17 protein-coding genes are annotated in these 20,790 nt (G+C 66.9%); 8 read left to right on the top strand and 9 right to left on the bottom strand.

From position 1 onward, the window contains the following. Positions 1-107: 107 nt before the first annotated feature. From ACJ7IV_RS03935 to doeA, 9 genes are all read right to left on the bottom strand, one after another. Positions 108-1,535 (bottom strand): aminotransferase, encoded by a 1,428-nt coding sequence (locus tag ACJ7IV_RS03935; protein ID WP_483865866.1) that lies wholly within the window; start codon positions 1,533-1,535, stop codon positions 108-110. A 76-nt stretch (positions 1,536-1,611) separates the two neighbouring features. Further along, the gene (locus tag ACJ7IV_RS03930) at positions 1,612-3,111 is read right to left on the bottom strand and encodes an NAD-dependent succinate-semialdehyde dehydrogenase (protein ID WP_483865865.1); all 1,500 of its coding nucleotides are present in this window, start codon (positions 3,109-3,111) and stop codon (positions 1,612-1,614) included. Between the two features lie 219 nt (positions 3,112-3,330). Next, on the bottom strand, positions 3,331-6,111 hold the full coding sequence (locus ACJ7IV_RS03925) for an aminotransferase class I/II-fold pyridoxal phosphate-dependent enzyme (protein WP_483865864.1): 2,781 nt from the start codon (positions 6,109-6,111) through the stop codon (positions 3,331-3,333). A gap of 54 nt (positions 6,112-6,165) precedes the next feature. Further along, the gene (locus ACJ7IV_RS03920; protein WP_483865863.1) at positions 6,166-7,167 is read right to left on the bottom strand and encodes a C45 family autoproteolytic acyltransferase/hydrolase; all 1,002 of its coding nucleotides are present in this window, start codon (positions 7,165-7,167) and stop codon (positions 6,166-6,168) included. Positions 7,168-7,181: 14 nt separating this feature from the next. Further along, positions 7,182-8,654, bottom strand: coding sequence for a biotin carboxylase (locus tag ACJ7IV_RS03915; protein ID WP_483865862.1), 1,473 nt, complete (start codon positions 8,652-8,654; stop codon positions 7,182-7,184). 179 nt (positions 8,655-8,833) lie between these two features. Then, positions 8,834-9,703 (bottom strand): carbon-nitrogen hydrolase family protein, encoded by an 870-nt coding sequence (locus tag ACJ7IV_RS03910; RefSeq protein WP_483865861.1) that lies wholly within the window; start codon positions 9,701-9,703, stop codon positions 8,834-8,836. Between the two features lie 172 nt (positions 9,704-9,875). Then, on the bottom strand, positions 9,876-10,352 hold the full coding sequence (locus tag ACJ7IV_RS03905; RefSeq protein WP_483865860.1) for an Lrp/AsnC family transcriptional regulator: 477 nt from the start codon (positions 10,350-10,352) through the stop codon (positions 9,876-9,878). A gap of 16 nt (positions 10,353-10,368) precedes the next feature. Beyond that, positions 10,369-11,382, bottom strand: coding sequence for a N(2)-acetyl-L-2,4-diaminobutanoate deacetylase DoeB (gene doeB / locus ACJ7IV_RS03900; RefSeq protein ID WP_483865859.1), 1,014 nt, complete (start codon positions 11,380-11,382; stop codon positions 10,369-10,371). 31 nt (positions 11,383-11,413) lie between these two features. Then, entirely contained in the window at positions 11,414-12,613 is a 1,200-nt protein-coding gene (doeA, locus tag ACJ7IV_RS03895; RefSeq protein WP_483865858.1) for an ectoine hydrolase DoeA, read from the bottom strand. Between the two features lie 273 nt (positions 12,614-12,886). Here doeA and ACJ7IV_RS03890 point away from each other — a divergent pair, with 273 nt between their 5' ends. The 8 genes from ACJ7IV_RS03890 to ACJ7IV_RS03855 all read left to right on the top strand — a co-directional run bounded on the left by ACJ7IV_RS03890 (position 12,887) and on the right by ACJ7IV_RS03855 (position 20,727). Next, entirely contained in the window at positions 12,887-13,822 is a 936-nt protein-coding gene (locus ACJ7IV_RS03890) for a 2-hydroxyacid dehydrogenase (protein WP_483865857.1), read from the top strand. A gap of 70 nt (positions 13,823-13,892) precedes the next feature. Further along, positions 13,893-14,471, top strand: a complete 579-nt coding sequence (locus ACJ7IV_RS03885; protein ID WP_483865856.1) for an isochorismatase family protein — start codon at positions 13,893-13,895, stop codon at positions 14,469-14,471. Further along, positions 14,468-15,811, top strand: coding sequence for a nicotinate phosphoribosyltransferase (locus ACJ7IV_RS03880; RefSeq protein ID WP_483865855.1), 1,344 nt, complete (start codon positions 14,468-14,470; stop codon positions 15,809-15,811). Before ACJ7IV_RS03885 ends, ACJ7IV_RS03880 begins: the two co-directional genes overlap by 4 nt. A 127-nt stretch (positions 15,812-15,938) precedes the next feature. Next, positions 15,939-16,685, top strand: a complete 747-nt coding sequence (locus tag ACJ7IV_RS03875; RefSeq protein ID WP_483865854.1) for a hypothetical protein — start codon at positions 15,939-15,941, stop codon at positions 16,683-16,685. Positions 16,686-16,792: 107 nt separating this feature from the next. Beyond that, positions 16,793-17,719 carry a LysO family transporter gene (locus tag ACJ7IV_RS03870; RefSeq protein WP_161430888.1) on the top strand — a complete coding sequence of 309 codons (927 nt, stop codon included), beginning with the start codon at positions 16,793-16,795 and terminating at the stop codon, positions 17,717-17,719. A gap of 94 nt (positions 17,720-17,813) precedes the next feature. Then, positions 17,814-19,250, top strand: a complete 1,437-nt coding sequence (locus ACJ7IV_RS03865; protein WP_483865853.1) for an ATP-binding protein — start codon at positions 17,814-17,816, stop codon at positions 19,248-19,250. Then, complete coding sequence (locus tag ACJ7IV_RS03860) at positions 19,247-19,960, top strand: response regulator (protein ID WP_161430884.1); 714 nt, start codon at positions 19,247-19,249, stop codon at positions 19,958-19,960. Before ACJ7IV_RS03865 ends, ACJ7IV_RS03860 begins: the two co-directional genes overlap by 4 nt. A gap of 92 nt (positions 19,961-20,052) precedes the next feature. Further along, positions 20,053-20,727 carry a hypothetical protein gene (locus ACJ7IV_RS03855; RefSeq protein WP_483865852.1) on the top strand — a complete coding sequence of 225 codons (675 nt, stop codon included), beginning with the start codon at positions 20,053-20,055 and terminating at the stop codon, positions 20,725-20,727. Positions 20,728-20,790 lie beyond the last annotated feature (63 nt).

Raw genomic sequence — 20,790 nt, 5'->3', positions numbered from 1 at the left:
CGGAGAATCGAATCGCAGAATGCGGCGGTTTTTTGTTCAACGGCATCGCCGCGGGACAGACCCGCGGCGATGAAGCGGCCTTAGGGCCGGCAGGGGTGAACTCCGGATCAGGCGACCGGAGCAGTCACCGCCTTGAGGGCACCTTCGCGCACCAGGGCGTCGGTGACCTTGTCCACGGCACGACGGGCGCGGGCGACGATCTCGTCGACCTGGGCCGGCGTCGCGATCAGCGGCGGCGCGAAGCCGAGGATGTCACCCTGCGGCATGGCGCGGGCGATCAGGTTCTCGTCGAGGGCCGCGGCCGCGATGCGCGGACCCACCTTGAGTGCCGAGTCGAAGTGCTCACGCTTCCCGGGGTTGGCAGAGAACTCCAGCGCCGCAAGCATGCCAACACCGCGCACGTCGCCGACGATGGGATGGTCGCCGAAGGCATCGGCCATGGCCTGCTGCAGGTAGGCGCCGGTCTCGGCGGCGTTCTCGGTCAGCTTCTCGCGGTCGATGATCGCCAGGTTGGCCAGCGCCGCGGCGCAACCCAGGGCATGGCCGGAGTAGGTCCAGCCGTGGCCGATGGGACCGAACTCGCCGGTGCCCTGCTCGAGCACCTTCCAGACACGGTCACCGACGATGACGCCGGAAAGCGGCTGGTAGGCGCTGGTCAGCCCCTTGGCCACGGTAATCAGGTCGGGCTTGATGCCGTAGTGGTGGCTGCCGAAGTCGGCACCGATGCGCCCGAAGCCGCACACCACCTCGTCGGCGATCAGCAGCACGTCATACTTGGCGAGCACCGCCTGGATCGCCTCCCAGTAGCCCTCCGGCGGCGGCACGACGCCGCCGGTACCGAGCACCGGCTCGCCGATGAAGGCGGCCACGGTCTCCGGGCCCTCGGCCAGGATCATCTCCTCGAGCTTCGCCGCGCAATGCTTCGAGAACTCGCGCTCGCTCATGCCCTGCTGCTCGGCGGCGCGGTGATAGTAGAACGGCGCCTCGGTGTGCAAGATGCCCTCGAAGGGCAGGTCGAACTGGTCGTGGAACGCCTTGAGGCCGGTCAGCGAGCCGGTGGCCAGGCCCGAGCCGTGGTAGCCACGCATGCGCGAGATCACCTTCTTCTTCTGCGGGCGACCGAGCACGTTGTTGTAGTAGCGCACGAGCTTGAGCTGGGTCTCGTTGGCATCACTGCCGCCGAGGCCATAGTAGACCTTGGACATGCCGGGGCCGGCGAGCTCGATGATCTTCTCGGAGAGGGCGATCTGCGGCTCGTTGGAGTGCCCAACATAGGTGTGGTAGTAGGAGAGCTCCAGTGCCTGCTGATAGATCGCTTCGGCCACCTCGGTACGGCCGTAGCCGATATTGACGCAATAGAGCCCGGCGAAGCCGTCGATGAACTCGCGGCCATCCTTGTCGCGGATGGTGATGCCCTGACCACCGGTGATCACGCGGCCCGGGGCGTCGCCGTGGGCGAAATCGCGCAGGTGGCTGGAGGCGTGGAAGGTGACCTTGCGGTCGCGGTCGATCAGGTCCTGGTGCTGCTGGCTCATGTCGTTCTCTCTGTAATCAAGGTTCCCCGGCGTCCTGCCGGGGAGGATTTTCATCGTCGTCATGCAGGGTTTGAAATCAGCTGCCAGAGACCGACCCAAGCGCCCCCAGGCAGTAGTACTTGGTCTCCAGGTACTCGTCGATGCCGGTGATGCCGCCCTCACGACCGAGGCCGGAGTGCTTGACGCCGCCGAAGGGCACGGGCGGGCCGGTCATCTTCACCGAGTTCACCGAGACCATGCCGAACTCCAGCGCGCGCATGATCTTCCAGATGCGGCGGATATCGTGGGTATAGATGTAAGCCGCCAGGCCATACTCGGTGTCGTTGGCCATCTCGATGACCTGGTCGTCATTCGCGTAGGCAGTGATCCCGGCCACCGGGGCAAAGCTCTCCTCGTGCCAGATCTTCATGTCATGGGTCACCCCGGTGAGCAGGGTGGGCATGAAGAAGTTCTCGCCCGGCGCCAGGCTCTGGTCGCCGGCCACCAGGGTAGCCCCCTTGGCCAGGGCGTCATCGACGATGGCCGCCGCCTTCTCCACCGCCTGACGGTGGATCAGCGGACCCAGGTCGACCTCGCTCTCCAGGCCATTACCAACGGTCAGCGCCGCCATGCGCTCGGCGAAGTGCGCGACGAACTCGTCGTGGATCGACTCGTGGACCAGGATGCGGTCCGCGGCGAGACAGTCCTGACCGGCGGTCTGGAACTTGGCCGCCACCGCGGCGAAGGCCGCCTCCTTGGGGTCCATGTCCGGCCCAACGATGAAGGGTGCATTGCCCCCCAACTCCAGCGACACGCGCTTGACGGTGTTGGCGCTCTGCTCGAGCAGCAAGCGGCCGACCCGGGTGGAGCCGGTGAAGGAGAGCGCCTTGACGCGATCCTCGGCGCAGAGGATCTTCGAGACCTCGGCGGGCTCACCCAGCACCACATTGAAGATGCCAGCCGGGATGCCGGCGCGCTCGGCGAGCTCGGCCAGTGCCAGCGCCGAGAACGGGGTCTCGCCAGCGGGCTTGACGATCACCGGGCAGCCGGCGGCCATGGCGGCGGCGGCCTTGCGGGTGATCATCGCCAGCGGGAAGTTCCACGGGGTGATCAGCGCGGCGATACCCACCGGCTCCTTGATGGTGCCCAGGGCGGCGTTGGGGATATGGCTGGGGATGGTCTCGCCGAAGGTACGCTTGCCCTCCTCGGCAAACCAGCGCACGAAGCTGGCCCCGTATTCCACCTCGCCGCGGGCGTCGGGCAGCGGCTTGCCCTGCTCCAGCGTCATAATGGTGGCCAGGTCCTCGCGGTTGGCCTGCAGCAGGTCGTACCAGGCCAGCAGGCGCTCGCAGCGCTCGTCGGCACGCAGCGCACGCCAGTGCACGAAGGCGGCCTCGGCTGCGTCCACGGCGGCACGGATCTGGTCGGCCTCGAGCCACGGAATATGCCCGATCACCTCGCCGGTGGCGGGATCGATCACGGCCTCCTCGCGGCCGCCGTCGCCGTGGGTCCACTTGCCATCGACATAGGCGTACTGACGGAACAGACGCGGATCGTCGAGCATGGTGGACAGCGTCCTGGACAGCTTCATGTTCATGCGGCACCTCCCCTGACGCACCGGCCGGATTGACGTTGTGGGCCGGTACAAAAAAAACTGGCGAGCCGCCCGGTTGCGTCCGGTGCGGCTCGATGGGGACATGATAGGCGAGAAGCTGCGGCGGGAGTTTTCGTTAGCCGACGAGGCGAATGGGCTTTTTTTCGTCCTCGCCGGCGTGACACGAAGTTTTTCTGTGGTGGTCGGATGCGAGCGAGGCGCTCAGCCCGCCGCGGGGTCGACCAGCGCCTCCTCGGTGAACACCAGCAGCCCCAGCTCCGGGCGATAGCCGTGGATCTCGGTGACATCCAGCGCCTGCAGGAAGGCGAGGATCTCCTCGCTGACCACCTGCCCCGGTACCAGTACCGGGAAGCCCGGCGGATAGGGGATCACGAAGCTCGCCGAGACCACGTCGCGGCCGTCTCGCATCGCGGCCTGCAGCGCGCCATTGTCGAAGCGCAGGTACTCGGTGTTCTCCTCGTCGTAGCTCAGGAAGTAGGCGCGGCGGATATCCCCCTGGGGGGTATCGGGGCACTGGCGGAAGGCGTCGTGGAAGCGGCTGAAGTCGGGCAGTGGCGGCAGCTCCTGGGTCAGGGAGTGCACACGGTGCTCGATGATCTTGCGCTCGGGCCGGCTGCTCTCCTCCCAGCGCGCCTCGAACTCCTTGGCCAGCTTGATCAGCACATCGAGCAGGTAGGCAATGGAGCCACGGGTGGTGCCGATGTTGGTCATGAACAGCACGGTATTGCGCGAGGTCTTGTTGATCTGGATGCCGTACTTGTTCATCAGGTATTCGTTCTTGAAGGTATCGCCGTCGATGCCAGTGGCGCCGATGGCGATGGTGATGCGGCTGGGGTCGACGACGAACTCGTCGTTGGCCCAGGCCTCCTCCATCTTGTTCCAGCCGGTCACCGGGTCGAAGAAGGTATCGACTCCCGACTGGCGGTACTCCAGCGGCACCATGTCCTTGTTGATCAGCACCCGGAAGTACTTCTGCAGCAACGGGTGGGTGTAGAGCTGCTCGCGCAGCGAGAGCGCCGCCTCCACCTGGGCGTGAACCAGTTCGAAGCCCTCCATCTCCGCCTGCATCCGCCCCACGTCCAGCGAGGCGATGATCTGGTAGTTGGGCGAGGTGGAGGTATGGGTCATGTAGGCCTCGTGGAACGGCGCCTCGACCTTCTGGCGGAAGTCCTGGTCCCAGACATGGATCATCGAGCCCTGGCGCAGCGAGGTCAGGGTCTTGTGGGTGGAGTGGGTGGCGTAGGTGCGGATGCGCACCACGTCGGGATCGGGAAGCAACCGACGCTCGAGCCAGGTGGCCTCATCGTCGGGGTCGAGCTGGTCGAACTCCGCCTTCCAGGCGGCGTACTCCTCGCGGTAGGCCTCGCTGCGGTAGCGCTCGCGCAGGGTACGCGCGGCATGCATGGCCGTGCGCGGCCGGTAGGTGGGGTTGAAGCCCGCGAAGGCGAACCAGGCCTCGTCCCACAGGAACACCAGGTCGGGCTTGATCGCCAGGCACTCCTCCATCACCCGGCGTACGTTGTAGACCACGCCATCGAAGGTGCAGTTGGTGAGCAGCAGCATCTTGACCTTGTCGAGCTCGCCGGCGCGCTTGTAGGCGAGCAGGGTCTTCTTGATCTCGTGGAGTGGCACCGCGCCATACATGGAGTAGTCATGCAACGGGTAGGAGTCCAGGTAACTGACGTGGGCACCGGCCAGCACCATGCCGTAGTGGTGGGACTTGTGGCAGTCGCGGTCGATCAGCACGATGTCTCGTGGCTTGACCAGCGCCTGCACCACGATCTTGTTGGCGGTGGAGGTGCCGTTGGTGACGAAGAAGCTCTGGCGCGCCCCGAAGGCTCGGGCGGCGTACTCCTGGGCCTTCTTGATCGGGCCATAGGGCTGCAGCAGGGAGTCGAGCCCGCCGGAAGTGGCCGAGGTCTCGGCGAGGAAGATGTTGATGCCGTAGAAGTCGATCATGTGGCCCGCCCAGTGGGAACGGGTCACCGACTTGCCCCGCGAGATGGGCATGGCGTGGAAGACACCGGTGGGCTTCTTGCTGTACTCGCGCAGGGCATCGAAGAAGGGGGTGCGATAGCGGTTGTCGATGGCGCGCAGGATGGTGTGGTGCTGCTCGATGTAGTCCGTCTCGCGATAGAAGATCCGGTTGAAGTGGCGGATATCGCGGCTGGCCGTGGCTTCTACATCACCACTGGTGACCAGGAACTGATCGATCTCCGGGCGCAGCTCGTGGATCATGGAGCTGAGCAGGATGCTGCGCTCGGCCTCGGACTGGTTCTCCAGCTCCTGCTCGGAGAGCCCCTCCAGGTAGTTGCGCAACGCGCTCAGGTTGTACTTCGACTTGTAGGGAAACTCGTAGCGGATCAGGCAGGCCTGGATGTTGGGGTTGACCAGCACCGCGATCAGGGCGTCCTCGAAGCTGCGCACCGTGACCACGTCGTAGACGAAGCGATCCTCCGGGCGACGCATGTTGTGGAAGGCCTCGCGCACCACCTCCTCCTCCTGGGCGGAGAGGTTGTCGACGATCAGCAGCTCGAAGTACGGCTGGGCCGAGCTGTTGGAGGCCGGGTGGCCGCGGCGCAGCTGGTTGAGGGCGTCGAGGGTCTCAAGGTCCTCGGCATCACCATCGGTCTCGCTGAGGTCGACGTGACGCCGGCGGTAGGACTCGCTGATCAGTGCCCGCACCAGGCGCTTGACCACCTTCTCCAGCAGCGAATACTCCTCGCGGTCGAACAGCGACCAGAGATGCCGGAAGTCCTCCTTGGAAGGAAAGGCATGGTAGTCCTCGATGATCTCCAGGCGGGTGAGCTTGACGTCGATTGCCTTGACCAGGGTCCGCGCCCGGGCAGTGTCGGCGGGCTGCCTGATCAGTTGGCCCAGGTCACGCTTCAGAGCGTTCCAGGTATCGGCACGCAGCTGGGAGATCTTGTGATAGAAGCCCAGGGCGGTGTAAGGCGTCTCGGTAGGACTCGTCTCGTGCATGGCAATACCCTTGCGTGATGGTTGTCGTTGTCATTACCGGGTCATCACTGGCGGTCACCCGCCGAGCCGTTCGCGTACGCCGTAGCGCACGCTGACCCACTCCTCGGGGAAGTGGTCGAAGCCGAGGTCCAGGTCGAGGCCCGGCCAGTGGTAGCGCACCCGCCCCTCGGCGGGACGGTAGAAGGCGGTATAGATGGTACCCAGGCCCCGGCGGTAATCGTGGCGAAACAACGGCGGCGCCTTGAAGGCCGCCTCCAGCCGCGCCGCGTCGGTGGCCTCGTCGTCCACCAGTATGGAGAGCTGGCGCTCGCGGATCAGGGTCTCCGAAGCCAGGGCGTGTGCATACCACTCGATCCTCTTCTGATGGTTGGTGGCCACCGGTACCCGGCGGATGCTGGCACGCCGGTCCGGGGCGATCATCGCCGTGACGTAGCGTCCCGCGGCATCGGCCATGGTGATGTTGTAGGCCATGTGGGTGGGCACCCGGGCCAGCACCTCGGCGGCCTCGGGCACCGTATCGCAGAACTCCAGCAGGTAACGCAGGATGATCGGCGCGCCGAAGCCGTCGCCCACCGCCTTGCGCCCGCCGAAGGCCAGCGACACGGCGAGCCCGCGATCATTCATGCCGTCGAGCACGCCCCACAGGCAGTCGGTCATGGCGATCACCCGGCGCTCGTTCCATCGCGTGTAGAGGATGGTGCCCTCGCACAGCTCCGGCGGATAGTCGTAGTTGCGCGCCAGCAGGGTGGTGCCGGGTCGCGCCAGCACCGCCTGGGAGCAGCCGGTGATATAGGGCGGAGGCTGATAGAGGCTCAGGAAACGTGACGCCAGATCGCCACCGCCGGCCAGTGCGCACAGCGCCTGGTAGGTCGGCAGCAGCTCCGGCATGTGCCGGCGCAGGGCATTGAGGCAGGCCAGGTAACCCGGCCGCTCGCGCTCGCCTTCAGCCAGGTACCACGCCTCGTAGGCGTGCCAGTGGGTGTCGAACAGCGACCGCCACTTGGGACCTGCCTCGAGCTCGATCAGGCTGCGAAAACGCAGCATCTTGTCAGCCATCGCATCGGGAACGCTCACAGGATCTTGAAGTTACCGCCGCCCACGGCGTGGCTCACGGCGACCTCCTCCACCACCGGGTCCTGCAGCGATTGCCCGGCATACTGGCCGCGGATGCCGTCGATCCAGGCCTTGGCGCGCTCGTTGAGCTGGAAGTCATCGTCCATCAGTCGCCCACGGGTGATCAGGATGCCCAAGTCGGCGCCCTCGTAGCGGAAGTCCCCGGCGCCGCTGATGCGCAGGAAGAAGCCCTCCTGCTCGTTCTCGGCGGCATGGGGATGGTAACTGTAGTGGTCGTATGCGATGCCGCCGTCGGCGCCCATCTTCCACACCCCGGTGCGCGGCGCGGCGGTGAGCAGGTCAACGCTCTCGTCGGTGTGCTTGATCACCAGCTGGCTCCAGCTGTCGACGCTGTCGGGGTGGGACCAGCGCTCGTTGATCTCATCGATGTCGAGCTCGAAGTCGACGTCGGAGAACTCCAGCAGGTGGAACAGGAACAGCGGGATGTCGGAGTGGGCGAAGGCAGCCACGTTGGTCAGCGAGCTGGCCCCGGTGACCCGCGGGTTGAGCTCGCCCAAGTAGACCTCGCCATTGTCCATGTCGATCAGGAAGTCGAGCTCGAAATAGCCGCGATAGCCCTCCTCGCGCAGCGCCTCGCCAAACTGGAAGGTGTACTCCCGGGCCTTGTCGCGGATCTCCTGGGTGAAGGCGCCGGCGAACATCTCGTTGCCGCACCAGCCGCCCTTGTAGGGGGTCAGCGTCTTGAAGCCGACCAGCTCGGTCATCAGCGGCCCCACCACGGTGCCGCAGCGGGTGGCGCAGGCCTCGATGGCCGAGCCACGGCAGTTGATGCGCTTCATGATCTTGACCTCGGCCTCGGCCTCGATCTCCTCGGCGTGCTTGTAGTAGTCCTCTTCGCTGGAGATGAAGAAGGTGGTGTGGCCGGAGTCGCCGAAAGCGGTCTGCACCACCAGGTCGTCACCCAGCTCGCGACTCACCTCACAGAGCTCCTGGTAGCTGCCTACCTTCGCCAGCACGTTGGGCACGCTGGGTACACCGGCCTTGTTGCCGATACGCACCGTCTCGATCTTGTTGTCCATGCGTTGGCGCAGTGCCGCCGGCGGGAAGGCGATGCGCAGGCCAAGCTGCTCGCACACCTCCTCGGTATGCTCGTCGAACATCAGGAAGGCCGCGGTACCGGCCTTCTCGCCGTCGGCCCGGGACTGGATGAGGTCGATCACCTCCTTGTGCTCGAGGAGGTAGTTGTTGATGTCCTCGATGCTCTCGAAGTCACGGGGGAACTTCTCCCTGGGCACGAAGACGTTGCGCTGCTGGCCCTCGAAGCAGTCGATGTAGTTGATATGCCGGAAGTTGCCCACCCAGTCGCCGATGCCAAGCAGGTTGAAGTTGGTCGCCGAGATGAAGTAGATCGGCTCCTTGTTGTTGAGGAAGTGGCGGCGGACGTCGGCGATGCTGGTGATCTTGTTCATTGTGGTCGCTCCAACGGTGTCGGATGAGGGGGTATCGGCCGCTCCCGCGGTGGATCGAGGCGCATGTCGTGAAAAGGAGCCCCTGCGGCCGAGCAGCCGACACAGGGTGCGCTTCAGGGACTCCAGCATGGTATGGCCCTCCGGGTGGGCTTGATCCGTGCCCTGCTCAGGGCTTTCGATCAATACTCTTCAATATCGGCACGCCGGGGCTTCTGCAGCGGGCCCAGAGTGTCGAGGAAGGGCGACGAGCCGGTCTCGCTGCGGTAGAGCGAGAAGTCGACGGCCCGATCGCGGAAGCTCTTGAGCGGCTGGCCCAGTCCGCGCAGGCCGGTCTCGCGCTCGCGGCGCACGCGATTGAGGTCCACCTCGATGGGCATCACCTCCTCGCCGGTGCCCGCCTGATGAATGACGTCACCGGAGGGGCCCACCACGATGGAGCGGCCGTTGCCGATGGCGCCGGCACCATTGATATCGAAGAAGTAACACTGGTTGACCGCGGCATTGGTGCGCGCGATGGAGAGCTCGATATCGCGGTCGATGGTATCGGTCATGGTGGGGTGGAGGATCACCTCGGCGCCCATGGCGGCCAGGGTGCGGGTGGTCTCCGGGAACCACATGTCATAACAGATCGAGACCCCGAAGCGCGCCACGTTGGGCACGTCGAAGACCACGAACTCGCTGCCGCTCTCCACGCCCGCCTCGTAGGGGCGGAAGGGAAACATCTTGCGGTAGCGGGCCACCACCTGGCCGTGGGGGTTGATCACCGACAGGGTATTGTAGATGCCGTCGTCGGTGTACTCGAACATCGAGCCCGGGATGAGCCAGATGCGGTGCTGCTCGGCCATCTGGCAGAACAGCTGTTCGGCGTGACTGGGCATCGGCTGGGCATGGTGCGGCGAGGCCCCCATGGGCATCAACTCGCTGAACAGGACCATCTGCACCTGGGGGAAGCGGCTCATCAGCACATCGACCCGGTGGCGCATGGCCTCGGTATTGTCGCCGTGGTGCAGGGCATGCATCTGCACCCCGGCAATGGTGAAGTAGGACATCGTCGTCTCTCTCGTCAGGCGATCCTGGTATTGCGTGGGCACTGCATCTGGTCCGGCACTGCGGTGCCGGAAAGATCGCCCTGCCGGTGGGCATTCGCCCTACCCGATGATTACCAGCTTAACCCGACAAGGTCCAGAGCCATCAACGCTATACTCGCGATAGCGGCGCGGCTCAGCCGACGAAGTCGTCGCGGGAGAAGCCCGGCGAGGGACGTTTGACGCTCTTGGTGACGATATAGGTGAAGTAGCGCTCGATGCCGGCATCGCCGGTGAGCCAGGCGTCGATCAGGCGCTGGTAGGCATCAATGGAGTCGGCTTCCACCTTGATCAGGTAGTCGACGCCACCGCCCACGGCGACGCACTCGGTGACCTCGGGGGTCTCCTGGACCAGTGCCTCGAAGCGGGCGAAGCTCTCGGCGTTGTGGGCCTTGAGCTCGATCTGCACCCACACCGGGGTGCGACGCACCAGCGCCGCGGCGTTGATGCGAGCGCTGTAGCCCTCGATGATGCCGGCTTTCTCAAGCCGGCGAACCCGCTCCCAGCAGGGGCTGACCGAGAGGTTGATCGCCTCGGCCAGCCTGGACTTGGTGATGCGGCCGTCATGGGAGAGGATCTCGAGGATCTTCAGGTCGTAGCGGTCGAGTTTCATGGTGATCCCGGCCGCCTTATCCCAGGGAGTCGACGATATCGGCGATCACCGCGATGGTGTCGCCCATGTTGACCAGCGCCGGGTGACGGCGTGCCGCCAGCACCCCGCTGCGTGCGGCGTGGTACGCCACCGGGGCAGTGCCGCTGCGGGTCATATCGTAGACCCGGGCCACCACCTCGCCCTTCTCGACCCGCTCGCCCAGGGCGTGGCAGACCTCCAGCACGCCGGAGTGTTCGCTCTGCACGTAGCAGCTGGCATCGGGCATATCGAGATAGACCTGGGGCTCGGCCGGCATCTTCACCTCGCCCTGGAGCAGGCCGTAGTGGATCAGGAAGTTGCGCACGCCACGCTCGGTGATCGCCATGCTCTCGGGGGTGGAGGTGCCGCCGCCGCCGAGCTCGGTGGCCACGAAGATCTTGCCCTGGCTCTCCACCGCGGTGTCGAACAGCGCCGCCGCGTCGAGTTCGAACATCATCATGGCGTAGGGGGCACCGAAGGCCTTGGCGCCCTCCAGGGCCTGGCGCTGCTGCTCGGGGTCGTCAAGCACGTGGGAGGCGCCGAAGGGGATGATGTCCAGGGTGCGCCCACCGGAGTGCAGATCGAGCACCACGTCGCACATCGGCACCATCACCCGAGTGAAGTAGTCGGCAATCTTCTCGGTCACGCTGCCGTCGGGGTCGCCGGGGAAGCTGCGGTTGAGGTTGCCGCCGTCGAGACCGGAGGTGCGCTTGCCGGCCATCACCGCCGGGGTGTTCATGCAGGGCACGATGATCACCCGGCCCGTGACCTCCTCGGCCTTGAGCTCGCTCGACAGCTTGAGCAGCGAGGTGATGCCTTCGTACTCGTCGCCGTGGTTGCCGCCGGTGAGCAGCGCGGTGGGGCCCTCGCCGTTCCTGACCACGGTGACCGGGATCATAACCGCCCCCCAGGCGGAGTCGTCCACCGAGATGGGCAGCTTGAGGAAGCCGTGCTGGACGCCATCGGCGTCGAAGTCGACGGTGGCGCTGATGGGGCTGGGACGCTTGGTCATTGTTCGAAACTCCTTGTTCTGTAATAGCGGCTCAGCGCACGAAGAGCTGGCGCGGGAAGTCGGCCAGGGTCTCGCAGCCGGTCTCGGTGATCAGGATGCTCTCGGTGATCTCAAGGCCCCAGTCGTCCTCCCACAGGCCGGGCATGAAGTGGAAGGTCATGCCGGGCTGCAGGATGGTCTCGTCGGAGGGGCGCAGGCTCATGGTGCGCTCGCCCCAGTCCGGCGGGTAACTGATGCCGATGGGATAGCCGCAGCGGGCGCCGCCGCGGTCAAAGCCGTACTTGTCCATGGCCGCACCCAGCGCCATGGCGATATCCGCGGTGCGGTTGCCGGGCTTGGCCACCGCCAGGCCACGCTCGATACCCTCGAGTAGGGCCGACTCGGCGCGCACGAACTCTGCCGGGGGCGTGCCGAGGAATACCGTGCGCGACATCGGTGCATGGTAGCGCTTGTAGACCCCGGCGATCTCGAAGAAGGTACCTTCTCCCTTGCGAAACGGGGTGTCGTCCCAGGTCAGGTGGGGGGCGGCGGCGTCCTTGCCGGTGGGCAGCATCGGCACGATGGCCGGATAGTCGCCACCGAACACCCGGCCGCGCTCGTCACACCAGCCCTCGATGCCGACACGGTAGATCTCCGAGACCAGCTTGCTTTTGGGCAGGCCCGGCTCGATCACCTCGAGGATCCGCGAGTGCATCCCCTCGACGATCTTCGCCGCCACGCGCATGTACTCGATCTCCTGGGGGGATTTGATGGCGCGGCACCAGTTGACCAGGCTATTGGCATCCATGAAGCGCGCGTGAGGCAGTTCACGAAGCAGGCTCTGATAAGCCTTGGCGGAGAAGTAGTAGTTATCCATCTCCATGCCCACCACGCCCTGGTGCCAGCCACGATCGGGCATGATCGACTGGGCCAAATACTCCATGGGATGCATGTCGGGATTCTGGACGTAGTAGTCCGGGTAGTAGGTAATGTTGTCCGCATCGATCCAGCAGGTGCGCAGCGCGCCGTTGGCGTCCATGCGCCGGCCGTACCACACCGGTTCCCCCTCCAGACCCACCAGCACGCACTGGTGCACATAGAACGACCAGCCGTCATAGCCGGTGAGCCAGGCCATATTGGAGGGATCGCTGACGATCAGCACATCGATGCCCCGACTCGCCATCTCGGCGCGCACCTTCCACAGCCGGGTGGCATATTCCTCACGAGTGAAGGGCAGATTTACCTGGGTCATTGGGCCACTCGCCAAAGCAACATCAAGAAAATCGGCCCTCTCGACGAGGAGAAGGCCGGGGCCAGGGTCACGGTCACTGACGAGATGCCTGAACAGTCAGTGGGCCGTTCAGTCGCACCAGGCAGTGGGGGAGGACCCCCATAACATGGAGGTTACTGCCAACCCACGGTAGCCGGTCAAGCATTTCCTGATGGGAAGGACGCCGGGATGACGGGCTTGTTCGCAGGCCCCGGGCCCGGGATGATGGGAGCATCACGACGCCCGGGAGGAAACATGAAGGTACTGGTCCATATCGACGATGCCGAACGCTGGCAGGAGGCCCTCGCCAAGCGCCTGCCCGAGGCCGAGATCTTCACCAGTGCAGCGCCGGCCGACAAGCGCCGCGAGGCCGACTACCTGGCGGCCTGGAAGCCCCCGGCGTCTCTGCTGCGCGAACCCCAGGCCCTCAAGGGCATCGTCAACCTGGGTGCCGGTGTGGACGCACTGCTCAACAACCCCGGCCTGCCCGCCGGCGTGCCCATCGTCAAGCTGCGCGACGCCGGCATGGCGGAGCCCATCGGCGACTACGTGCGCTACGGCCTGCTGCACTTCCAGCGCGACTTCGACCGCTACCGGAGACAACAGCGGGGTCGGGAGTGGCACGAACACGCCATGACCGACAAGGCCGACTGGCCGGTGGGCGTACTGGGGCTGGGCGCCATCGGTTCCAGGGTGGCTTCGATGGTCGCCGCCGACGGCTTCCCGGTACACGGCTGGAGCCGCTCGCCCAAGCACCTGGAGGGCATCACCTGCCACCATGGCGATGAGGGCCTGGATGCGCTGCTCGGCCGGGTGAAGAGCCTGGTGCTGCTGCTCCCCGACACCCCGGCCACCCGGCATATCATCGACGCCGAGGCCCTCGCCCGGCTGCCCGAGGGCGCCAGCCTGATCAACCCGGGGCGCGGCACCCTGATCGACGAGGCGGCCCTGCTCGATGCCCTCGGGGAGGGCGAGGCCGAGGGTCGGCTGCGCGGCGCCATTCTCGATGCCTTCCCCGAGGAGCCGCTGCCCGAGGCAAGCCCCCTGTGGGCCCATCCACGGGTGTGGGTGACCCCCCACATGGCCGGGCCGACCCCGCTTGCGGCGGCACTGGACCAGGTAGCCGAGGCATTGCGCGCCTTCGAAACCGGCGCGCCGCTGGACACGGTGGACCCCGCAGCCGGCTACTGAACAGGCTACACGGCAGGCCGCCGAAGCCCTAGGCTGAGAGGCGAGCCCCAACGACCCAAGGAGATGTGCGATGCCCACCAAGGTGGACTATGGCCCCGGCGACGCACTGCTCGTCGTGGACATGCAGAACGACTTCTGCGAGGGCGGTGCCCTGGCGGTAACCGGCGGCAACGCCCTGGTACCCGCAATCAATGCCGAGATCGCCGCGGCTCGCGCGGGGGGTGCGTTGATCGTCGCCTCCCGGGACTGGCACCCGGTGGACCATGTGAGCTTTGCCCATCGCGGCGGCCCCTGGCCGGAGCACTGCGTGCAGGACACCCCGGGGGCAGCCTTCCATCCCGACCTGGCGCTGGATGCCGACACCATTCGCGTCAGCAAGGCCTGCGCCTTCGATGCCGACGCCTACTCGGCCTTCGACGCTACGGGACTCGGCGGCTACCTGCGCAGCCGCGGCATCGAACGGGTAATCGTCTGCGGCCTGGCACTGGATGTCTGTGTTCAGGCCACCGCCCTGGAGGCCCGTCGCGAGGGATTCACCACCCTGCTGCTCGAACACCTGAGCGCCGCGGTGGCACCCGATGCGGTGGCCGACGTACGTGATGCGCTGAAGGGCGCCGGCGTCGAGGTGAGTGGCGAGGTATCCGCATGAGGCATCCCTCCTACGCCATCGCCGACGAGGACCTGGCGATGCTCACCGACCTCTACCAGCTCACCATGCTCCAGGCCTACTGGGCCGAGGAGATGCAGGAACGCGCCACTTTCAGCCTCTACTTCCGCCGGCTACCGGCCACCCGCCGCTTCATGCTCGCCTGCGGCCAGCAGTATGCGGCCGAGCTGGCCACGCGACTGCACTTCAATGACGCCCACCTGGCCAGCCTCGCCGAGACCGGCCAGTTCCGTGAAGACTTCCTCGCCTGGCTCGGCGACTGGCGCTTTACCGGCGATATCTGGACCCTTCCCGAAGGCACGCCGGTGTTCGAGAACGAGCCCTTCATGGAGGTGGACGCGACTCTCGCCGAGGCACAGCTGCTCGAGAGCCTGGTGATGAACCTGGTGCAGCTGGAGACGGTGATCGCCTCCAAGGCGGTGCGCGTGGTACTGGCGGCCGGCGACCGACCGGTGATGGACTTCGGCCTGCGACGCATGCACGGAATCGATGCCGCGGTGCGCGGAGTGCGTGCCTATCGCACCGCGGGCCTCGCCGGCACCAGCAACGTGCTCGGCGGGCTGCGCCACGACATGCCGCTTTCCGGCACCATGGCCCACAGCTACATCCTTGCCCACGACGACGAGGAGGCCGCCTTCGCCGCCTTCGCCCGCCACTACCCCGGCACCACCCTGCTGGTAGATACCCACGACACCCTGGCCGGCGTGGCCAAGGTGATCGCCCTGATGGAAGCCGACCCCGCAGTGAGCGTCGGGGCCATTCGCCTCGACTCCGGCGACATCGGCCAGCTGGCCCGGGAGGCCCGTACTAGGCTCGACGCGGCGGGATACCCGGAGGTGAGGATCGTCGCCAGCAGCGGCCTGGACGAGTGGAAGATCGCGGAGCTGGTCGCGGCCGGCGCGCCCATCGACGCCTTCGGCGTGGGCACCGAGATGGGCGTCTCCTCGGATGCACCGGTCATCGACCTCTCCTACAAGCTGGTGGAGTACGCCGGCACGCCGCGGCTCAAGCACTCGCCGGGCAAGATCAACCTGCCCTGCCGCAAGCAGCTCTACCGCCGGCACGACGCCGAGGGCCGCTACGCCGGCGACATCATCGCCCTGCGCAACGAGCCCGGCATCGAGGGGGAGGCGCTGCTGCGTCCTCTGGTGCGCAGCGGCCAGGTGGCCGAGGGCGAGATGGCCCTCGCCGAGGGCGCCCGGGAGCGGGTTGCCACCGCCCTGCGCTGCATGCCGGAGTCCCTGCGGCACCTGGAGGCCGGCCGGGCCGACTATCCGGTCGAACTCTCCCCTGCCCTGGCACGCCTGCGCTCGAGCAGCTGAAGTCCGTGTCTGCCAAAGGTGCCGGAAGTGTGGCATCTTCGGGTCAGGGGGAACCTCCGGGCAGGCACCGACCTCTCATGGCGCGGGGTCTCTCGGCCCAGCCCGGTTCCCGTGATGGAGAGCGTCCATGTCCAAGCGTGCCCCACCGAGGTCTCGGCTCGGTGGCCTGATGACCCGCCTCATGCCCTGGCTGCTTGCCTGCCTGCCACTGCTGGCCGTGGCCGATGCCCCGGCGGCGCCGGGGCCTGCCCAGCGCAGCGCCGAGAACCACGATGCCAGCGCCTCGATTGCGCCGCGCCCCTTCACGGCTCGCTATCGCCTGGAGGTCAAGGACTGGCCGGCGGCCTATATCGACCATCGGCTCTCCCACGAGGGCGACTACTGGGAGAGCCTGATGGAGACCGGCATCCGCATCGCCCGTGGCAGCGAACGCAGCCGATTCCTGCTGAAGGATGAGGGCATCCAGGCCCTCTACTACGCCAGCGGCTATATGCTGCTGGGGGTCGGCGACAGCTACAGCCTCTCCGGCGACCGGCTGACACGCCTGCCGGATCGCCAGACGGCGCTCTTCGCACTCTCGCGACGCATCATCGACGGCGACTGTGCCGCCAGCGTCTGCGATATCCGCTACCTGGATCACAAGGGGCGCGAGGAGGTGCTCAAAGCCCGGGCGCAGGGCCGCTCCCGGGTCACCCTGCCCGCAGGTACCTTCGTGGCGCTGACGGTGGAAGCCCGGGAGGCCGACAAGCCGAACCGCAGGCTGGTGTTCCGTTTCCACCCCGAGATCCCGGGCCTGCTGCTCTCGGTCGACTACCACCGTGACGGCGAACGCCGCAGCCACCTGACACTCAGTGAGCTGAGCCTGGCCGACTGATCCTGGCGAGTGCTCCCGACAAGCAGTTGGGCACCTCGCACCTGGCTGCTAGAGTAGCCGCTTTCGAGGCGCCGCCCCGGGGCGGCTACAGAGGGAAGGGAATCTCCATGCTGAGCGGCCTGCTGATCGTGCTGCTGCCCCTGGTGCTGGGTTACCTGGTACCGGTGCGACACCCCACCGTGCTGGCGGTGATCAACCGGGGGGTCAATGCCTCGGTCTATCTTATCCTGCTGCTGATGGGGTTCGGCCTGGCCGGCCTCGAGAACCTCGCCGGCCAGTTGTCGCGCATGGGCGGACAGGCCCTGACGCTGTTCCTGGTGACCTCGACCTGCAACCTGGCGGGGCTGTGGTGGCTGTCGCGCCGCCTGAGGCTCGCCGCCGACCCGGCGCGCGTAGTGCCTGGTGCCCCCACCAGCAAGCTCGCCGCCATGGCCGGCTCGCTGGCCCTGGTCGGTGTGGTGGTACTCGGCGTGGCGCTGGGACTGGCCGCCGGCCGGCTATCGGCGATACCGCTACACGCCATGGCCGAGACCCTTGCCGAGTGGGTGCTCTATGTCCTGCTGGCACTGATCGGCTGCCAGCTGCGCAACTCCGGCATGCCCCTGCGTCAGATCCTGCTCAATCATCACGGCCTGGCCATCGCCCTGACCCTGGCCGCCACCTCGCTGGTCGGCGGCCTGCTCGCCGCGCCGCTGCTCGAGTTGCGCTGGAACGAGGGACTCGCCATGGCCGCGGGTTTCGGCTGGTACTCGCTGTCGGGCATCCTGGTGGGCGACGCCCTGGGGCCGGCGCTGGGCGGCGTCGCCTTCTTCAACGACCTGACCCGTGAGCTGGTCGCCTTCGTGCTGATCCCGCTGGTGATCCGGCGACACGCGGCCCTGGCCATCGGTTACGGCGGCGCCACCTCGATGGACTTCACCCTGCCGGTGATCCAGCAGCATGGCGGGGTGGGCTGCGTACCGGTGGCAGTGGTCTCGGGCTTTCTGCTCTCGCTGCTCTCGCCGCCGCTGATCCTCTTCCTGCTGACACTGTGAATCGCCTCTTGCACGCCACTTGCACATTCGCTGACCATTGGCTGCATTCCCGGGGGCGACCCTGGCAGATCACCCTGCTCGCGGCGAGACGCTCATGCGCCTGACCCTGCCCCGCCCCGCCATCTCCCGGCTGGGCATCAAGCTGTTCGCGGTAATCCTGGTGGTCAATGTCGCCATCTCAGGCCTGGTCTTCCTGGCGGTATCGAGGAGCCTCGACCAGGGCTTCCTCGACTACCTGGACAAGACCCAGACCCAGCGCGCCGAAACCCTCGCCGCCGGGCTTGCCGAGGAGTGGTCACAACGCGGCGACTGGCAGTGGCTGCGCAGCTCCCCCCGCGCCTGGCACCGCCTGGTCCGTCACCAGCTGTGGCCCGGCGCCGGGCCGGCACCGGTAGGCATCGAGCGCCAGCTCGGCGATCCCAAGGACTTCGTGCTCCACGACGCCGAGGGGTTGCCGGTGATCGGCCTGCCGCCCGATGATGACGAGGAGGCCGCCACCCTGCGCTGGCTGCCCATCGAGCATCAGGGCGAGCGGGTCGGTACCCTGGGCTACCGCCCGCCCGAGCAGCTGATGGCCCGCATGGAGCGGGTCTTCCTCTCCCGGCAACAGCGTAACCTGGGCATCATCATCGGCGCCCTGGGCCTGGCCTCACTGCTTCTGGCCGGCGGCCTCTCCTGGTGGCTGGGACGACGCACCCGCGGCATGGCACTGGCCACCCGGCGCCTTACCGAAGGCGACTACGGCACACGCCTGCCGGAACGCGGCCGCGATGAACTGTCGCGACTCTCCCGCGACTTCAACGTGCTCGCTGCCACTCTCGAGGCGAGCCGCGAGGCGCGCAGTCGCTGGGTCTCGGACATCGCCCACGAGCTGCGCACCCCGCTGGCGGTACTGCGCGGGGAGATCGAGGCGATGCAGGACGGTATCCGTCCCCTGGATCACGAGAGCCTGCACTCACTTTCCCAGGAAGTGAAACAGCTCGAGCGCCTGGTCGCCGACCTCCGCCTGCTCTCCCAGAGCGATGCCGGCGCCCTGGAGGTCCAGCTGGCACCACTGAACCTGGCCGACAGCCTGCGCCAGCGCCTCGACGAGGCCAGCGGCTGGCTGGAGGACAGCGGCCTCACCCTGGAGTGCAGTGTTCCCGAGGCGGCCTGGATCCGCGGCGACGCCAGCCGCCTGCGACAGCTATGGAGCAACCTGCTGGACAACACCTGCGCCTATACACGCCCCCCCGGCCAGCTGCGTGTCAGCCTGGAGAGCACGGCCGACGGCATTCGGATCCTCTGGGATGACAGCGCCCCGGGGGTTCCAGCTGCCCAACTCTCGCGCCTCACCGAGCGGCTCTACCGGGTCGAGGGCTCGCGCAGCCGGGCCAGCGGCGGCAGTGGCCTGGGACTCTCCATCGCCACGGCCTTGGTCAAGGCCCACGGTGGCGAAATGACCGCTGCCGCCTCGCCGCTGGGTGGGTTACGCTGGATCCTGCGCTTCCCGCCACTCGATGACGCCACGCTCAAGGAGGAGACCTCATGACCCAGGCCGAGCACCCCCAGCGCATCCTGATCGTCGAGGATGAACCCAAGATCGCCCGACTGGTGGCCGACTACCTGGCCGGCAGCGGCTTCGAACCCCACCATCTGGATCACGGCGACAGCGTGCTGCCGTGGCTGGAAGAGACGCGCCAGGCCGGGGAGGGGCCGGTGCTGGTGCTGCTCGACCTGATGCTGCCCGGCACCGACGGCCTCACCCTGTGCCGCGAGATGCGCCAGCGATGGCCGGCCCTGCCGGTGATCATGCTTACCGCCCGGGTCGAGGAGGTCGACCGCCTGCTGGGCCTCGAACTGGGTGCCGATGACTATATCTGCAAGCCGTTCAGCCCCCGGGAGGTGGTGGCCAGGGTCAAGGCGGTGCTGCGCCGCAGCCAGCTGGCCAACGAGCCCGATGCCGTCGGTAGCAATCTGGTGCTCGATGAGGATGGCTGGCGCGCCCTGGCCGACGGCCATGACCTGGGGCTCACCGCCGTGGAGTTCCAGCTGCTCAAGGTGATGATGCACGCCCCGGGGCGGATCTTCTCCCGTGACCAGCTGATGGACCACATGTACCGCGACCACCGCATCGTTTCCGAGCGCACCGTGGACAGCCACGTGAAGAAGCTGCGCAGGAAGATCGCCGAGACGTGGCCGGAGCGCGAGGTGATCCGCTCGGTCTACGGGGTCGGCTACAAGTACCAGCCCGAGGAGTGAACTGCACCACCTTTGCACCTTCGCTGCATGGCCCTTGCACGCTGGCCACGCAGAGTGACAGTCGTCAATTCGAGAATCTCAGGAGTTTCCCCATGCAGACCCGACTCTCTCGCCACATCCTTGCCCCCGCCCTGCTCGCCATGGCCATCGCCCCGCTGGCACTCACTGCCGCTGCCGCACCGGGCGACGCCGAACGTGCCGAGCAGCGCCAGCAATGGCAGGAGGCCCGCGCCGAACGTTACGCCGAGAAGCGTGCGGCCCTCTTCGAGCGCGCCGGCCTCGATGCAGAGACCCGCGAGGCGCTGGAAAACGCTCACCGCGAACATCGCCAAGCCATGGCCGAGCTGCGCGAGGAGCATCGCGACCGTATCGATGAGCTGCTCAGCGACGACCAGCAGGCCGCCCTCGACGAGGCTCGCCGCGAGATGCGCGAGGAGTACCGTACCGAGAAGCGCCAGAGCCACGCCAAGGCCCTGCAGCAGCGCATGACGGAGATGGTCGACGGCTGGGACCTCTCCGAAGAGGAGCGCGAGGCCCTGGGTGAGCTGCGTCAGGCCCACTACGCCGACATGGCCGAGCTGCGCAACCGCGACTTCGACTCCCGCCAGGAGCGTCGCGAGGCGTACCAGGCGCTGCGCGACGAGCACCAGGCGGCGCTGGCCGAGCTGCTCAGCGAGGAGCAGATCGAGGAGATGCAGCAGGCCGCCCGCAAGGCCTATGGCAAGGCCGATGGCGCCGGCAACGGCAACGGCAACGGCAAGAACTGATCCTCCCGCCACCGGCCCCCATAGCAACGCCCGGCTCCGTGCCGGGCGTTGCTGTATATGGCC

Source organism: Halomonas sp. C10-5 (assembly GCF_057169305.1).
This window is presented reverse-complemented; position numbering and strand designations above follow the sequence as displayed.

What these genes read in the sequence shown, in the direction of transcription:
- ACJ7IV_RS03935 (WP_483865866.1), bottom strand. Translation starts at nt 1,535, where the DNA reads ATGAGCCAGCAGCACCAGGACCTGATCGACCGCGACCGCAAGGTCACC.
- ACJ7IV_RS03930 (WP_483865865.1), bottom strand. Translation starts at nt 3,111, where the DNA reads ATGAACATGAAGCTGTCCAGGACGCTGTCCACCATGCTCGACGATCCG.
- ACJ7IV_RS03925 (WP_483865864.1), bottom strand. Translation starts at nt 6,111, where the DNA reads ATGCACGAGACGAGTCCTACCGAGACGCCTTACACCGCCCTGGGCTTC.
- ACJ7IV_RS03920 (WP_483865863.1), bottom strand. Translation starts at nt 7,167, where the DNA reads ATGGCTGACAAGATGCTGCGTTTTCGCAGCCTGATCGAGCTCGAGGCA.
- ACJ7IV_RS03915 (WP_483865862.1), bottom strand. Translation starts at nt 8,654, where the DNA reads ATGAACAAGATCACCAGCATCGCCGACGTCCGCCGCCACTTCCTCAAC.
- ACJ7IV_RS03910 (WP_483865861.1), bottom strand. Translation starts at nt 9,703, where the DNA reads ATGTCCTACTTCACCATTGCCGGGGTGCAGATGCATGCCCTGCACCAC.
- ACJ7IV_RS03905 (WP_483865860.1), bottom strand. Translation starts at nt 10,352, where the DNA reads ATGAAACTCGACCGCTACGACCTGAAGATCCTCGAGATCCTCTCCCAT.
- doeB (WP_483865859.1), bottom strand. Translation starts at nt 11,382, where the DNA reads ATGACCAAGCGTCCCAGCCCCATCAGCGCCACCGTCGACTTCGACGCC.
- doeA (WP_483865858.1), bottom strand. Translation starts at nt 12,613, where the DNA reads ATGACCCAGGTAAATCTGCCCTTCACTCGTGAGGAATATGCCACCCGG.
- ACJ7IV_RS03890 (WP_483865857.1), top strand. Translation starts at nt 12,887, where the DNA reads ATGAAGGTACTGGTCCATATCGACGATGCCGAACGCTGGCAGGAGGCC.
- ACJ7IV_RS03885 (WP_483865856.1), top strand. Translation starts at nt 13,893, where the DNA reads ATGCCCACCAAGGTGGACTATGGCCCCGGCGACGCACTGCTCGTCGTG.
- ACJ7IV_RS03880 (WP_483865855.1), top strand. Translation starts at nt 14,468, where the DNA reads ATGAGGCATCCCTCCTACGCCATCGCCGACGAGGACCTGGCGATGCTC.
- ACJ7IV_RS03875 (WP_483865854.1), top strand. Translation starts at nt 15,939, where the DNA reads ATGTCCAAGCGTGCCCCACCGAGGTCTCGGCTCGGTGGCCTGATGACC.
- ACJ7IV_RS03870 (WP_161430888.1), top strand. Translation starts at nt 16,793, where the DNA reads ATGCTGAGCGGCCTGCTGATCGTGCTGCTGCCCCTGGTGCTGGGTTAC.
- ACJ7IV_RS03865 (WP_483865853.1), top strand. Translation starts at nt 17,814, where the DNA reads ATGCGCCTGACCCTGCCCCGCCCCGCCATCTCCCGGCTGGGCATCAAG.
- ACJ7IV_RS03860 (WP_161430884.1), top strand. Translation starts at nt 19,247, where the DNA reads ATGACCCAGGCCGAGCACCCCCAGCGCATCCTGATCGTCGAGGATGAA.
- ACJ7IV_RS03855 (WP_483865852.1), top strand. Translation starts at nt 20,053, where the DNA reads ATGCAGACCCGACTCTCTCGCCACATCCTTGCCCCCGCCCTGCTCGCC.